The sequence below is a fragment of the Pseudomonas sp. GW823-FHT02F05 genome (assembly GCF_058797315.1).
Map to the genome: position 1 here is coordinate 30,714 of NZ_JBXAJM010000015.1, position 14,278 is coordinate 44,991.

A 14,278-nucleotide genomic window follows, 5' to 3' on the forward strand; every position below is an offset into this window, starting at 1 on the left:
AGAGCGTGGGAACGATCATTCAAGCCCGCTCCCACACACCTGTACCCGGTCCCTGCCCGCCTGCTTGGCCACATACACAGCCGAATCAGCGCGCAGCAGCAACCCATCGATGCCTTCGTCAATCCGCCAACTGGCCACGCCGAAGCTGGCGGTGACCACTCCCACCGGTTCCATCGCCGCATCGCGCAACGACTGCCACAACTGTATCGCCAGGCTGTAGGCCTGAGCGCCATCGGTGTTGGGGCACAGCACCACGAACTCTTCCCCGCCGATCCGGCAAAACACATCGGTGCGGCGCAAGCGTTGGCCGATACGCTTGCACAACTCCTGCAACACGCTGTCGCCCACGGCATGGCCGTGCTGATCGTTGATGCGCTTGAAGTGGTCGATATCGAGCATGATCAACGACAGCGCGCCAGATATACGGTTGAGCCGAAGCATTTCGCCCTTGAGACGATCCTGGAAATAGCGCCGGTTATAGATCCCTGTCAGGGAGTCGGTGATGGACAACGCGCGCAGTTCTTCCTCGACCCGTTTGAGATCAGAAATATCCGATACATAACCGTGCCAAAGCGTACCGCCTCCCGGCAACTCTTCCGGCGTCGCTTCGCCGCGAATCCAGCGCAGGCCTCGCTGGGGTAATTGCACGCGGTACTCTTCTCGCCAATGGCTCAGTTGCAACGCAGAAAGGCGTATCGACGCACGCACTCGCTCCAGATCCAAAGGGTGAATGCGCTCCAGGACCGTGCGCGCATCCTTCTGCAGCATGCCCAGCTCGATTTCATAGATATCGCGCATGCCTTCGCTGGCATAGATGAAACGCCCGTTGTCCTGAGGCTCCAGGGTGAACTGGAAGATGCCACCAGGCACATGGGCGCTGAGTTTTTTCAGCAGGCGGTCGCGGACGGCAAGGGCCTCATAGGCGCGCTTTTGCTCGGTGACATCCAGGTAAATCGCCAGGTGCCCGACCCATAGGCCATGGTCATCCAAGAGCACGGTCGGCAACATGTTGACCGTCAACTGGCTGCCATCCTTGCGCACCAGCGTCCACTCACGTCCTTCATGTTGACTGTCCGGGCTCTCCACCAGCATCGCCTGGCTCGCCGGAATGCGCTTGCCCAGCGCCCTGCTCAACGCCTCGGCGCGGGCGTCGAGTTCCACGGCCACATGCAGACGGTCCAAGGTCATATGCCCAAGCACCTCCTCGGCCTTGAAGCCCAACATCTGTTCGGCACCGGCATTGAAGGTGTTGATCACACCGCGCAGGTCAGTGGCAATGATCGCCACTTGAGTCGCCGCATTCAACACGCTGCGCAGTTGCCCATGGGCGCCACGCAACTCCTGCTCACGGGCACGCAATTGAACGGTGCGTTGCTCCACCAGTTTCAGTGCGCGCTGGCGCTGGCTGACCAACATGTAAAGCAGCGCACTGAGCAAGGCGCTGAGCAACACGCCCATCGCCAGAATGGCGTGCATCGAAGAATGGTTGGCCCTGTCGAACACTTCGCTGGCGCTCAGGCTAAGAGCGTAGACATGATCGCCCAGGGAGAGGCGGCGTGCAGCCGTCAAGCCACTGCTGCCCAACGCGTTACTGGACGCATATAACACCCGTTGCTGGGTGTCGGAGGTGTCTACGATCTGCATCACCAGGTTGTCACGGTTGGGCCTGGGCAACCCCTCGGCCACCAGCTGGCGCATGCTGATCACCGCCATCACAAAACCATAAGGCTCGGCCCCCGCGACTTTGCTCACGGGCGCCACCAATAACACGCCTGCCGCATAAGCGGGCTCCACCCCCACCAATTGCATGGGCTGTGACACCGCCAACTGGCCGCTTTGTTGTGCACGCTCCAGCGCTGCACGGCGCAGGGGCTGCGCCAGCAAATCAAAGCCCAGCGGCGAGCCCAGCAAACTCTGCGTCTGGCTGTACAGCACCGGTACGTATTCATCGCGCTCGGCCGCTGGCGCCAATTCACCGGAGGTATTCAGTTCGCGGATACTGAAGGGAATGCCACGCTGGCGAGAAATGTCCTGTTCAAACAGGCTGCGCTGCGTGCGAAATATCCGTGGTGCCCAGGCATAAGCACGGGCATGCAACAACAGCGGTTTGGCGAAACCGTCGAACTCGTTGCGGGACACCTCGCCGGAATTGACGAAGAAACGCTGCAGGCTGCCCAGGCGTTGTTCCTGGTCTTCAAAACGTTCCTGGATGCGGCTGTAGCGCTCGTTGACCAGCAACTGGAACCGCTGGCGCACCTGTTGCTGATACAGGTCGGACGCCGCCCACGCGACGACCACCGTCAGCGCGCTACCAACCATTAACACCACCAATGCCACCAGCCAAGCCGATGCCTGCTCACTGATAAAACCAAGGATTTTCGGGCGAACGACTTGCATCGGCATAGGCAACACTCACAGCGCCAGTGTGCGGGGGTGTCACTTTGGCTAGGGCTTAAGTTATAGCCATCGGTCATGGGTTTGACCAGCGCAAAACCGTCAACTGGCTTATTGTGGCGAGGGAGCTTGCTCCCGCTCGGGTGCGAAGCGCCCGCAAGTTTCCGGGGCCGCTGCGCAGCCCAGCGGGAGCAAGCTCCCTCGCCACAGAAGCTCGCTCCTATAGGGGGAAATCAGCGTGCGGTGATTTTCCAGGCGCGGTGGATCTTGGCATTGCGCGCAAAATCCGGGTCGATGGTCTTGTCGCTGATCTCCTCGACCGCATAGCGTTCGCTGAGGTTGTCTTCCAGCTGGAACTTGCGGAAGTTGTTGGAGAAGTACAGCACGCCACCCGGCGCCAGGCGCGCCATGGCCAGGTCGAGCAACTGCACATGGTCACGCTGCACGTCGAAGATGCCTTCCATGCGCTTGGAGTTGGAGAAGGTCGGCGGGTCGATGAAAATCATGTCGAATTCATCGCGGCTCGCTTCCAGCCACGCCATCACGTCACCCTGTTCCAGGCGGTTCTTGTCGGAGAAGCCGTTGAGGGAGAAATTGCGACGCGCCCAGTCCAGGTAGGTCTTGGACAGGTCGACGCTGGTGGTGCTGCGCGCGCCGCCCTTGGCAGCATGCACACTGGCTGTGGCGGTGTAGCAATACAGATTGAGGAAGCGCTTGCCCGCCGCTTCCTTCTGGATGCGCATGCGCATCGGGCGATGGTCGAGGAACAGGCCGGTGTCCAGGTAATCGGTGAGGTTGACCAGCAACTTAACCCCGCCTTCACTGACCTCGGTGAACTTGCCTTGGGCACTCTGACGCTCGTATTGCTTGGTGCCGCTCTGACGCTCACGACGCTTGACCACCACACGGCTCTTGTCGACGTTCAGTGCCTGGGGAATTGCCGCCAAGGCATCGAACATGCGGGCCGAGGCTTTTTCCGGGTCGATGGATTTAGGCGCGGCGTATTCCTGTACGTGCACCCAATCGTGGTACAGGTCGATGGCCATGGAGTATTCAGGCATGTCAGCGTCATACACACGGTAGCAATCCACCCCTTCGCGCTTGGCCCATTTGCCCAACAGCTTGAGGTTCTTCTGCAGACGGTTGGCGAACATCTGCCCGCCTTCGCTCAAGCGCGCCTGTTCCACCACGGGGGCCGGGGCGGGCTTGATCGGGTTGCCGTTCTTGTTGTACTGACGCTCTGCCGGCTCGCTCGGGGCCTGGTCGTAGGCCGCTTGCTCACGTTCGGCCTGACGCTGTTCAGGAGTGCGGCGCTCGCCCGTGACGAACTGATCCGGGTTGACCTTGATCAGCAGCAACTTGCACGGCAATGCGCCGTTCCAGAACGAATACTGTTTGTGGCTACGGATACCCATGCGCTTGCCCAGGTCCGGCGCGCCGGTAAACACCGCCGCTTCCCAGCCCATGCAGGCCTGGCGCAGGCGTTCGCCGAGGTTCTGGTAGAGGTACAACAGGCTGGCTTCATCACCCAGGCGCTCGCCGTAAGGTGGGTTACAGATGACCAGGCCTTTCTGGTTCTGGTCCGGGCGCGGCTCGAAAGTACCGACTTCGCCTTGGTACACCTTGATCCAATGGCTCAGCCCGGCGCGCTCGATGTTATTGCGAGCAGGCTGGATCAAGCGTGGGTCGGCTTCATAGCCACGCACCCACAACGGCGGCTTGTTCATGCCGATAGCGGCGCGCTCAGTGGCTTCTGCGTGCAGTTTTTTCCACAGCGCCGGGACGTGGCCCAGCCAGGTGGTGAACCCCCACAGTTCACGATTGAGGTTGGGGGCCATGTCGGCGGCGATCATCGCGCCCTCGACCAGAAAGGTACCCACACCGCACATCGGGTCTGTCAGCGCGCCGCCTTCGGCCGCAATACGCGGCCAGCCGGCGCGGATCAGGATCGCCGCCGCCAGGTTTTCCTTCAGCGGTGCCGCGCCCTGCTGCAGGCGGTAGCCGCGCTGGTGCAGGCTGTGGCCGGATAGGTCCAGGGACAGGATGGCTTCGCCACGGTCCAGGCGCAGGTGAATGCGCAGGTCAGGGTTAATCTTGTCGATGGACGGACGTTCGCCGGTCGGGGTGCGCAGTTTGTCGACGATCGCATCCTTGACCTTCAGCGCGCCGAAGTGGGTGTTGTCGATGCCCGAGCCGTGCCCGCTGAACTCCACCGCAAGGGTACCGTCGGGGACCATGTGGTCAGCCCATTCGATGTCCAGCACGCCGTGGTAAAGATCTTCGGCGTCCTTCATCGGGAAGCGCTTGAGCACCAGCAACACACGGTTGGCCAGGCGTGACCAGAGACACAGGCGGTAAGCGGTTTCCATGTCGGCCATGCCGCGCACGGCCGAGGTGTGCTCGCGGGCTTCCTCAAGGCCAAGCCCGACGGCTTCCTCGATCAGCAGGCCTTCGAGGCCCTTGGGGCAGGTGAGGAAGAGTTCAAAACGGTCCGACATGGGGCATTCCAGGCTTTTCAGCAATAAGTGAACAGGCGACGCATCGCCGGTTCGGTTTTCAATCAAGCACTTTTCTCGAAGAGTGCTCGCGTGGCACGAATGTGCCGTTCCACCCCGTCTGACGGGCCCTTGAGCCTTTATTGGCGAGGCAGAAGAAGAATGTTGTGCAATAAAAAGAAATATTCCGACCCTTCGTCGAATAATAACCGACTGCAACAGGCGGTCATTCTCACCAAGGGATTAAACCTTTCCTCTGTGCAGGGCACATCATAGCTGGCTTTGCCCTATAAAAGGGGCGAATAACCATCCCAGCTTATGGCTATAGCATCGTTATCGTTACGTGCTTATGACAAAACGATCATTGAATACATGTGACCTATTGGTTAGAACTCAACACAGGTTGGCGCCGTAACGGTGCCGACACATCGGCTCGCCACGCCGGCAGCGAGCCCACCAACGGCAGAAAAACTCTGCCCGGCCTTGGACAAGGCCGAAGGATATCTAGACAGTCAACAAGTGAGGGAAACACCCTATGAGAAGACTTAAGCGTGATCCGTTGGAAAGAGCATTTTTACGCGGATATCAATATGGCGTTCATGGAAAATCCCGTGAGCTTTGCCCATTTACTCTACCGTCGGTACGCCAAGCCTGGATCAACGGCTGGCGAGAAGGACGCGGCGACAACTGGGACGGTATGACTGGCACTGCGGGCATCCACAGACTCAACGAACTTCACGCCGTCGGCTAATCAGGGGCACTTTATTCCGACACACATCTCTGAACGAGTAACGACTTAACCACGCGCGCCCCATCCGGGCGGCGGGCTTCGGCCCAAGGGCTCCTTTATGGAGCCCTTTTTATTGCCCCGCAGATTGTCAGCGCAAGGCAGCGATGGCATCCACCGACTGGCGAATCAACGCCGGCCCTTTATAGATAAAGCCGGAGTACAACTGCACCAGGCTGGCGCCAGCCGCGATCTTCTCGGCCGCGTGCTTGCCTTCGGTAATACCGCCCACCGCGATGATCGGCAAACGCCCGGCCAACTCGGCCGCCAGCACCTTGACGATATGGGTGCTCTTGTCACGCACTGGCGCGCCCGACAGGCCGCCCGCCTCGTCACCATGGGCCAGGCCTTCGACACCCACGCGGCTGAGGGTGGTATTGGTTGCAATCACCGCGTCCATCCCCGCATCCACCAGGGCCTGGGCCACCAGTACGGTTTCTTCATCGCTCATGTCCGGCGCGATCTTGATGGCCAGGGGCACACGCTTGCCGTGACGCACGGCGAGGTCTTCCTGGCGCTGGCGCAAGGCTTCGAGCAGTTGCTTGAGGGAATCGCCAAATTGCAGGCTGCGCAGGCCCGGAGTGTTAGGCGAGCTGACGTTGACGGTGACATAGCTGGCGTGGGCGTAGACCTTGTCCAGGCATATCAGGTAGTCATCCACCGCACGTTCCACAGGGGTGTCAAAGTTCTTGCCGATGTTGATACCCAGTATGCCGGTGTATTTCGCCGCCTGAACCCGCGACAGCAGATGGTCGACGCCGAGGTTATTGAAGCCCATGCGATTAATGATCGCCTCCGCTTCCGGCAGGCGGAAAATGCGGGGCTTGGGGTTGCCCGGTTGCGGCCGTGGGGTCACGGTGCCGATTTCGACAAAGCCGAAACCCAACTGCGCAAACCCGTCGATGGCGGCGCCGTTCTTGTCCAGACCGGCTGCCAGCCCGACCGGGTTGGGGAAGTCGAGCCCCATCACCGACACCGGCATTTTCGCCGGTGCCTTGCATACCAGGCCATTGAGCCCCAGGCGGCCACCAGCACCGATCAGGTCCAGGGACAGATCGTGGGAGGTTTCCGGGGAGAGTTTGAACAACAGCTGGCGGGCCAGGTTATACATGGGCGGGCTAGACTCGGATGGCGGTAAAAGGTGGCGGTGATTATAGCCGCGGCGGTGGGTTGCATGCGAGGCATGACACTCGATCTCATTGACGCTGCGCCATCAAGGCCTCATAGCGCACCCAGATCCTCTCGGCGTAGCGCAGGCGTAATGCCTCACGCTGAGGGCCGGGGCCGGGCCCAACGTTGTAAGCGCCCACTGCCGTCCAGTTGTAGCCAAAACGCTGTATAAAATCGGCAAGAATCGAGGCGCCTACTTCCACCGACAGGCAAGGTTCGTTCAACAACCGCTCTTCGGTAATACCCTGCTTGAGCAAACGAGGCAGGTGAATGCTGTTTATCTGCATCAAGCCAATATCCCGTGTGCCGTTTCGGTTGCTGTAGTTCATCGCTTGCGCACGGTAACCCGACTCGACTGAGGCGATAGCCTGCAGTAACTCTGGCTCGAGATCGTAGCGGCTGGCCGCCTCTTCCCAGCAATAGGCCCATGCCGGGTTACAGCCCATCAGCACACTGAACAACAGGCCTCTGCCCCCGACCCTAACTTTTAACATTACTGGCCTGACCACAGACGGCGCACAGGTGCAGGACAGCCCTCGGTTGATCACCCACCCGTACCGGGCATGTAAAGCGATAGCCCTTGCCATAAATAGTCTTGATAAAGCCTTTGTCGGCCCTCAAATGCTTGCGCAGGGAATAAATACAACGCGTAAGTGACTCATCGGCTACCTCGCCCCGAGGCCAGGCCAGTTCCAGCAAGCGGTCCTTGGTCATCAGTGCGCCACCGGAGGCCAGCAGCAACCTCAGCACCTGCCCCTCTTTGGGAGGCAGCTGTATATCCGCATCCGCGCCTATCAAACGACCATCGCCGTGCAAGGTCCAGCGAGCGAAGACCAGGGATGCCGCCGCTTCTTGCGTCACGACGGCCATACGCACCTCTGTATCGACTACTGACATTCAAATCCTTACTGTGTGAACCGGCTCACCTGCCATTGGCACGACTATAAAAACCGCCCCGCAGACTCGCGTTAGGAAAAAACCCATTCAATGGTTTTTTTTGGGCCGCTGCCGGTCAGACAAATCGCTTGCGCCCCTTATCGCGACAGCCACTCCTGGAAAGTCTCCTGCAACTCAACCCCTAGCCGGTCCTCCAACTGCACCAACTCACCTAACGCCATCAATTGTCCATTGACCCGCACCTCCACACATCGTGTGACGCCTGGGTCCAAGGGCAGCACTTTTCCCGGCGCGAAAGCGGCCAAACGCTTGCGGCTGATCAATTGCTCCTGCAGCAGTATTTCCAGGTGCATGGACAAATGCCTTTTCAGGGGGAAAACTCGCGCTCCGTCCGTAAGAACGCACGTTGCACACGCTCATATTGCGCGGCGGTCAACTGAGGGGGCCCGGCCTGCGGGTCGCCACCACCGGCATGCGCCTGCCCTGGCAAGGTTTCATTCAGCACCTGGGCCACATCCAGCTCGGCGAGCAGTTTCTCGATAACTTTCACTTGGGCATGCGAGCCCTTGATCAACACACTGTTGGTATCCGGATAGGCCAGCAACGCAAGGCGGCCGTCGGCCAACCGGACCCTCTGCGCCTGGGATAGCCGGGCCCGGATCATCGAGAGCATGCCTGGTACCAGGCCCCTGTTGGTGCCCACGCCGTGCGGGTGATCTTCCACCGGGAAATTGATCACTTGCACCACGCCAAATGCAGGCGGGCGCTCTGGCGCCTTGCGAGGGGGCCGATCCATCAGTTGCGTCAGCCGCAATATATGATCGACATAGCTGGGAGGCCCGGACACGTAGAACATGCGCGCCCCGTTTGCGCGCAGCGGATAACGCGGCTCATCCAGCCCTGCACGTCGCATGATGCCACGCAGCCTGTCGACACTAATATGTTGCAGCGCCACCGCCGAGCTTCTCGCTTCGTCGGCAGCGTAGACGTGCAACACTTGGCCATCGCTGTGCCAGATCAAGCCTTCACTCGCGGCGAGCGTTTCAATGACCTGTTGCGGCGCCGCAAAATCGAATGCTCCGCTCACCTGCCTACTAGCCACGGCACGGCTGGTCACCACGGGCAGGCCCAATGACACAGACAACGCAGCAAAGAAAGCCGGCAGCCCCTCATCCTGTGCCTGGTACACCTCGCCACAGGCCGTGCGACTGCCCAGCAACAGCGCGGCGCACAGCAGCACGCTGTACAGCCAGCGGCTATTGAGGGTTGCGAGGAAATCAGCGTGCACCGTGGGAATGCCTGGCGGTCTGGCCTGAGGAAGCGGCCATACTGCGAGGCGCACGAGGTTCAATCATGATGGAAAGTTGACGGCCAGTTGCACCGGCCCCCCCCATGGCATGTGCCTTGCTATGCACTCTGTATCAGGCTCGCACCAACGGCGGTACGGGCCTACGGACAGAGGCGTCGTTTCCCTGCAATGGCCTGTAACGCCAGCCTGGGAAACGGCGCTTTTTTTTCAGAAAAGGCAGGTATTGATGAACGATCCGCTGGCTTGGGTACACGGCAGCGATGCCCCGGAAAAGAGCAGCCTGGATCTTGGGTTCATGGCCCTGACCGATTGCGCCTCGTTGGTGGTCGCCGCCACCCAGGGCTTCGCCCAACCCTACGGCCTCACACTCAACCTCAAGCGCCAGGCGTCCTGGGCCAACCTGCGCGACAAGCTGGTCAGCGGTGAACTCGACGCCGCCCACAGTCTCTACGGGCTGATTTATGCCGTACACCTGGGCATCGGCGGCGTCGCCGCCAGCCCCATGGCAGTGCTGATGGGGCTGAACCAGAATGGCCAGGGCATCAACCTGTCCCACGGCCTGCAACAGCAAGGCGTGATCACTCCTGAGGCGTTGAAAGGCCATGTGCACCAAAGCCGGACAAAACTGACCTTCGCTCAGACGTTTCCCACCGGCACCCATGCCATGTGGTTGTACTACTGGCTGGCGAGCCAAGGCATTCATCCATTGCAGGATGTGAACAGTGTGGTGGTGCCGCCGCCGCAAATGGTGGCGCACCTGCAAGCCGGACGCATCGACGGACTTTGCGTGGGTGAACCCTGGTGCGCCAGCGCAGTGCAACAAAACCAGGGCTTTACCCTGGCGACCAGCCAGGCAATCTGGCCGGACCACCCGGAAAAAGTCCTGGGCTGCACCCAAGCCTTCGTTGACGCGTACCCCAATACCGCACGCGTACTGGTCATGGCGATCCTCGAGGCCAGCCGGTTTATCGAGCAGAGCCGTGAAAACCGCCGCTCTACCGCCCAGTTGCTCAGTGCCAGTGAATACCTCGACGCACCTGTGGCCTGCATCGAACCGCGCCTGCTGGGGCACTATGACGATGGCCTGGGCAACCACTGGCAGGATCCCCATGCACTGCGCTTTTTCGCCGACGGCGAGGTGAACTTGCCTTACCTCAGCGATGGCATGTGGTTCATGACCCAGTTCCGGCGCTGGGGCTTGCTGCGGGAAGACCCTGACTACCTGGGCGTTGCCCGGCAAGTTCAGCAATTGGCACTGTATCGCCAGGCTGCCGAGGCGCTGGGCATTACCGCAGGCGACTCGGACATGCGTCGCAGCCAGTTGCTCGATGGCAAGACCTGGGACGGCAGCGACCCCGCTGGCTACGCCCGCAGCTTCCACCTGCATGCCCTGGCCGATGATGCCAATCGCCAAGCGCTGAGCTGACAGGAGCCCGACGATGCTGCGAATCCTGTTGATCAACGACACCCCGCGCAAGGTCGGGCGCCTCAAGGCCGCATTGACCGAGGCCGGCTTCGAGGTGATCGATGAGTCCGGCTTGACCATCGACCTGCCCGCACGCGTCGAAACAGTGCGTCCTGATGTGATCCTGATCGATACCGAGTCACCCGGGCGCGATGTGATGGAGCAAGTGGTGCTGGTCAGCCGCGATCAGCCACGGCCCATCGTGATGTTCACCGACGAGCACGACCCTAATGTGATGCGCCAGGCCATCAAGTCCGGCGTCAGTGCCTATATCGTCGAAGGCATCCAGGCCCAGCGCCTGCAACCGATCCTCGATGTGGCCATGGCGCGCTTCGAGAGTGACCAGGCCCTGCGCGCCCAGCTCCATGCCCGCGACCAGCAACTGGCCGAGCGCAAGCGCATCGAGTTGGCCAAGGGCCTGCTGATGAAGATGAAGAGCTGCAACGAGGAAGAGGCCTACACCCTGATGCGCCGCCAGGCCATGAGCCGTCAACAGAAACTGATCCAGGTGGCGGAGCAGATTATTGCCATGAGCGAGTTGCTCGGCTGATCTGGCTCAGCTCTTGCTAAAGAATTATCACAGGTAGCCAACGGCGGTTGCCCCTTCACGACAAAGACGTCGCCCACCCGGTTTGCCCTCGCGAACCCGGTGGCGGCGTTTTTTCGTTTCTAGACCCCCAACCGTTGAGGTGCGTGATGAAATCAAGCTTCTGGAAATCCGGGCACACCCCGACCCTGTTTGCCGCGTTCCTGTATTTCGACCTGAGCTTCATGGTCTGGTACCTGCTGGGCCCCCTGGCGGTGCAGATTGCCGCTGATTTGCACCTGACCACCCAACAGCGCGGCCTGGTGGTGGCCACCCCAATCCTGGCGGGCGCGGTACTGCGCTTCTTGATGGGGATGCTGGCCGACAAGCTGTCGCCCAAGACCGCCGGGCTGATTGGCCAGGTGATTGTGATCGTGGCGCTGTTCTGCGCCTGGAAACTGGGGATCCACAGCTACGAACAAGCGCTGCTGCTGGGCATGTTCCTGGGCATGGCCGGTGCGTCCTTCGCGGTCGCCCTGCCTTTGGCGTCACAGTGGTACCCCGCGGAGCACCAGGGCAAGGCGATGGGCATCGCCGGCGCCGGTAACTCCGGCACCGTGTTTGCGGCGTTGCTGGCGCCCGTGCTGGCGGCCGCCTTTGGTTGGAGCAATGTATTCGGCTTTGCGCTGATCCCACTGGTGCTGACCCTGATCGTATTCGCCTGGCTTGCGCGCAATGCGCCTGAACGGCCGAAAGCCAAATCCATGGCCGACTACTTCAAGGCCCTGGGCGACCGCGACAGCTGGTGGTTCATGTTTTTCTACAGCGTGACCTTCGGCGGGTTTATCGGCCTGGCCAGCGCGCTGCCCGGCTACTTCAACGACCAGTACGGCCTGAGCCCGGTGACCGCCGGCTATTACACCGCCGCCTGTGTGTTCGGCGGCAGCCTGATGCGCCCATTGGGTGGCGCCCTGGCAGACCGGTTCGGCGGGATCAAGACCCTGCTCGGCATGTACAGCGTGGCGGTGATCTGCATTGCGGCAGTGGGGTTCAACCTGCCCAGTTCCTACGCGGCGCTGGCGCTTTTCGTCTGCACCATGCTCGGCCTGGGCGCTGGCAATGGGGCGGTATTCCAACTGGTGCCGCAGCGTTTTCGCAGTGAGATCGGCGTCATGACCGGCCTGATCGGCATGGCCGGTGGCATCGGTGGCTTCGCCCTTGCGGCGGGCATGGGCGCGATCAAGCAGAGTACTGGCAGCTATCAACTGGCCCTGTGGTTGTTCGCCAGCCTCGGTGTGTTGGCCTGGTTCGGCCTGCATGGGGTGAAACGGCGCTGGAGAACCACCTGGGGTTCGGCCGCCGTGACCGCCGCCCGCGTCTGATGAGCCTGCAACTGAGCGTCGCCCAGGCCAGTGCCATCGGCCCGCGCAGCGAGAACCAGGACGCGCTGCGGGTGGTCACGCCCATGGCGGAACTGGCCGCGAGCAAAGGCTACCTGTGCGCACTGGCCGACGGCGTCAGCCAGTGCGCCGACGGTGGCCTGGCCGCACGCTCGACCCTGCAGGCCCTGGCCCTGGACTACTACGCTACGCCACAGACCTGGGGCGTGGCCCAGGCGCTGGAGCGCTTGTTACTGGCGCAGAATCGCTGGTTGCAAGCCAACGGCGGCGGCCAACCGTTGCTCACCACCCTGAGCGCCCTGGTGTTTCGCGGCCAGCGTTTCACCCTGGCCCATGTCGGTGATTGCCGGGCGTATCGTTGGCTTGACGACGAGTTGCAACGCATCAGCGAAGACCATGTGTGGGAACAGCCGGGCATGCAACATGTGCTCAAGCGCGCCCTCGGCCTGGATCAGCATCTGGTGCTGGATTTCCTCGATGGCCCATTGCGCGAGGGCGAGTGTTTCCTGCTACTCAGCGATGGGGTGTGGGCCACGCTGGGCGATCACAGCATCGGCGCGATCCTGCGCGAACAAAGCGACCTCGAGCTGGCCGTCAACACCCTAGTCAACGCCGCCCACCTGGCGGGTAGTCAAGACAACGCCAGCGCCTTGCTGGTGCGCATCGATCAACTCGGCGCGGCCACCCTCGGCGACGCCTTGGTGCAGTTGCAGCAATGGCCACTGCCGCCACCGCTGAAAGTCGGGCAAACCTTTGAAGGCTGGCAGGTGCAAAGCGTGCTGGCGCAGAGTCGGCAGTCGTTGCTGTACCGCGTGCACGACGCCCAGGGGCAACCCTGGCTGCTCAAGACCTTGCCGTTGCGTTGCGACGATACCGACGCCGCCCAGGCCTTGTTATCGGAGGAATGGTTTCTGCGCCGGGTCGCCGGCCGGGCCTTTCCCGAAGTGCATGCCGCCAGTGGCCGTCAGCATTTGTACTACGTGATGCGCGAATACGCCGGGCAAACCCTGGCCCAACTGTTCCAACAACAGGGCCCGCTGCCGTTGGCACAATGGCAGTCGATTGCCGAACGCTTGCTGCGCGCCGTGGGCCTGTTGCATCGCCGGCAGATCCTGCACCGCGACATCAAGCCAGAAAACCTGCTGCTGGGAGAAGATGGAGAACTGCGGGTGCTGGACTTCGGCCTGGCCTATTGCCCCGGGCTCTCCGAGGACCGTGCGCAACTGCTGCCCGGCACCCCGAGTTTCATCGCGCCCGAGGCGTTCGCTGGCGAGCAGCCTACGGCACAACAGGACTTATATAGCGTCGGCGTGACCTTGTATTACCTGCTGACTGGGCATTACCCCTACGGTGAAATCGAGGCCTTCCAACGGCCCAGGTTTTCCCAACCCGTCAGCGCCAGCCGTTATCGCCCCGACTTGCCGGAATGGTTGCCACACAGCCTGGAACGAGCGGTGACCGCTGTCTCGGCCCAACGTTATGAAACCGCCGAAGAATGGCTGTTGGTGCTGGAACAGGCCGATCGCCGTGAATTGAGCATACGCCCACGCCCCTTGCTCGAACGCGAACCCTTGAAAGTCTGGCAGACCCTGGCGATGGCTTCGCTGCTACTCAATCTGGTGCTGCTGTACTGGCTGATGCACCACTAGCGGGCAGAATGCGCCGACGCTCCGTGTAAACGCCCAGTAAACCTGGGCTATGGGGACTTGGCACAGCTGCTGCATTAACGTTCTCAACACCCCACATATAGCCGCTCCTTCAACGACGAAGGGCCGAGCTTCCCGAGAGAACGGGACCAGGACAAAGGCGTCCTCGCTAGCTGACTAGCGGGGATG

The 14,278-nt window shown here is 61.4% G+C and carries 12 protein-coding genes; 5 read left to right on the forward strand and 7 right to left on the reverse strand.

Going from position 1 to position 14,278, the window contains the following annotated elements; genetic code table 11:
• Window positions 1–15: 15 nt before the first annotated feature.
• Both AC1RAC_RS18355 and rlmKL read right to left on the reverse strand, forming a co-directional pair.
• Window positions 16–2,403, reverse strand: coding sequence for a sensor domain-containing diguanylate cyclase (locus AC1RAC_RS18355; protein WP_492616874.1), 2,388 nt, complete (start codon window positions 2,401–2,403; stop codon window positions 16–18).
• 224 nt (window positions 2,404–2,627) lie between these two features.
• Window positions 2,628–4,892, reverse strand: coding sequence for a bifunctional 23S rRNA (guanine(2069)-N(7))-methyltransferase RlmK/23S rRNA (guanine(2445)-N(2))-methyltransferase RlmL (rlmKL, locus tag AC1RAC_RS18360; RefSeq protein ID WP_034128371.1), 2,265 nt, complete (start codon window positions 4,890–4,892; stop codon window positions 2,628–2,630).
• A 532-nt stretch (window positions 4,893–5,424) separates the two neighbouring features.
• Between rlmKL and rmf the strand changes: the two genes are divergently transcribed.
• Entirely contained in the window at window positions 5,425–5,640 is a 216-nt protein-coding gene (gene rmf / locus AC1RAC_RS18365; RefSeq protein ID WP_002553055.1) for a ribosome modulation factor, read from the forward strand.
• A gap of 127 nt (window positions 5,641–5,767) precedes the next feature.
• Here the strand turns inward: rmf and AC1RAC_RS18370 are convergent, their stop codons facing one another.
• From AC1RAC_RS18370 to AC1RAC_RS18390, 5 genes are all read right to left on the reverse strand, one after another.
• Window positions 5,768–6,787 (reverse strand): quinone-dependent dihydroorotate dehydrogenase, encoded by a 1,020-nt coding sequence (locus tag AC1RAC_RS18370; RefSeq protein WP_197881199.1) that lies wholly within the window; start codon window positions 6,785–6,787, stop codon window positions 5,768–5,770.
• 85 nt (window positions 6,788–6,872) lie between these two features.
• Window positions 6,873–7,340, reverse strand: coding sequence for a transglycosylase SLT domain-containing protein (locus AC1RAC_RS18375; RefSeq protein WP_034128369.1), 468 nt, complete (start codon window positions 7,338–7,340; stop codon window positions 6,873–6,875).
• A complete protein-coding gene (locus AC1RAC_RS18380) occupies window positions 7,327–7,716 on the reverse strand; it encodes a winged helix-turn-helix domain-containing protein (protein WP_054897216.1) in 390 nt (129 codons plus the stop codon). Before AC1RAC_RS18380 ends, AC1RAC_RS18375 begins: the two co-directional genes overlap by 14 nt.
• A gap of 164 nt (window positions 7,717–7,880) precedes the next feature.
• Window positions 7,881–8,096 carry a FliM/FliN family flagellar motor switch protein gene (locus AC1RAC_RS18385; protein ID WP_034128368.1) on the reverse strand — a complete coding sequence of 72 codons (216 nt, stop codon included), beginning with the start codon at window positions 8,094–8,096 and terminating at the stop codon, window positions 7,881–7,883.
• Window positions 8,097–8,110: 14 nt separating this feature from the next.
• Window positions 8,111–9,031, reverse strand: coding sequence for a secretin N-terminal domain-containing protein (locus AC1RAC_RS18390; protein WP_492616875.1), 921 nt, complete (start codon window positions 9,029–9,031; stop codon window positions 8,111–8,113).
• Window positions 9,032–9,278: 247 nt separating this feature from the next.
• Here AC1RAC_RS18390 and AC1RAC_RS18395 point away from each other — a divergent pair, with 247 nt between their 5' ends.
• The 4 genes from AC1RAC_RS18395 (at window position 9,279) to AC1RAC_RS18410 (ending at window position 14,092) form a co-directional block, all read left to right on the forward strand.
• A complete protein-coding gene (locus tag AC1RAC_RS18395) occupies window positions 9,279–10,478 on the forward strand; it encodes a CmpA/NrtA family ABC transporter substrate-binding protein (RefSeq protein ID WP_492616876.1) in 1,200 nt (399 codons plus the stop codon).
• Window positions 10,479–10,491: 13 nt separating this feature from the next.
• The gene (locus tag AC1RAC_RS18400) at window positions 10,492–11,067 is read left to right on the forward strand and encodes an ANTAR domain-containing response regulator (protein ID WP_003193274.1); all 576 of its coding nucleotides are present in this window, start codon (window positions 10,492–10,494) and stop codon (window positions 11,065–11,067) included.
• Window positions 11,068–11,213: 146 nt separating this feature from the next.
• On the forward strand, window positions 11,214–12,425 hold the full coding sequence (locus tag AC1RAC_RS18405; RefSeq protein WP_032903097.1) for a nitrate/nitrite transporter: 1,212 nt from the start codon (window positions 11,214–11,216) through the stop codon (window positions 12,423–12,425).
• Window positions 12,425–14,092 carry a bifunctional protein-serine/threonine kinase/phosphatase gene (locus tag AC1RAC_RS18410; protein ID WP_492616877.1) on the forward strand — a complete coding sequence of 556 codons (1,668 nt, stop codon included), beginning with the start codon at window positions 12,425–12,427 and terminating at the stop codon, window positions 14,090–14,092. Before AC1RAC_RS18405 ends, AC1RAC_RS18410 begins: the two co-directional genes overlap by 1 nt.
• Window positions 14,093–14,278 lie beyond the last annotated feature (186 nt).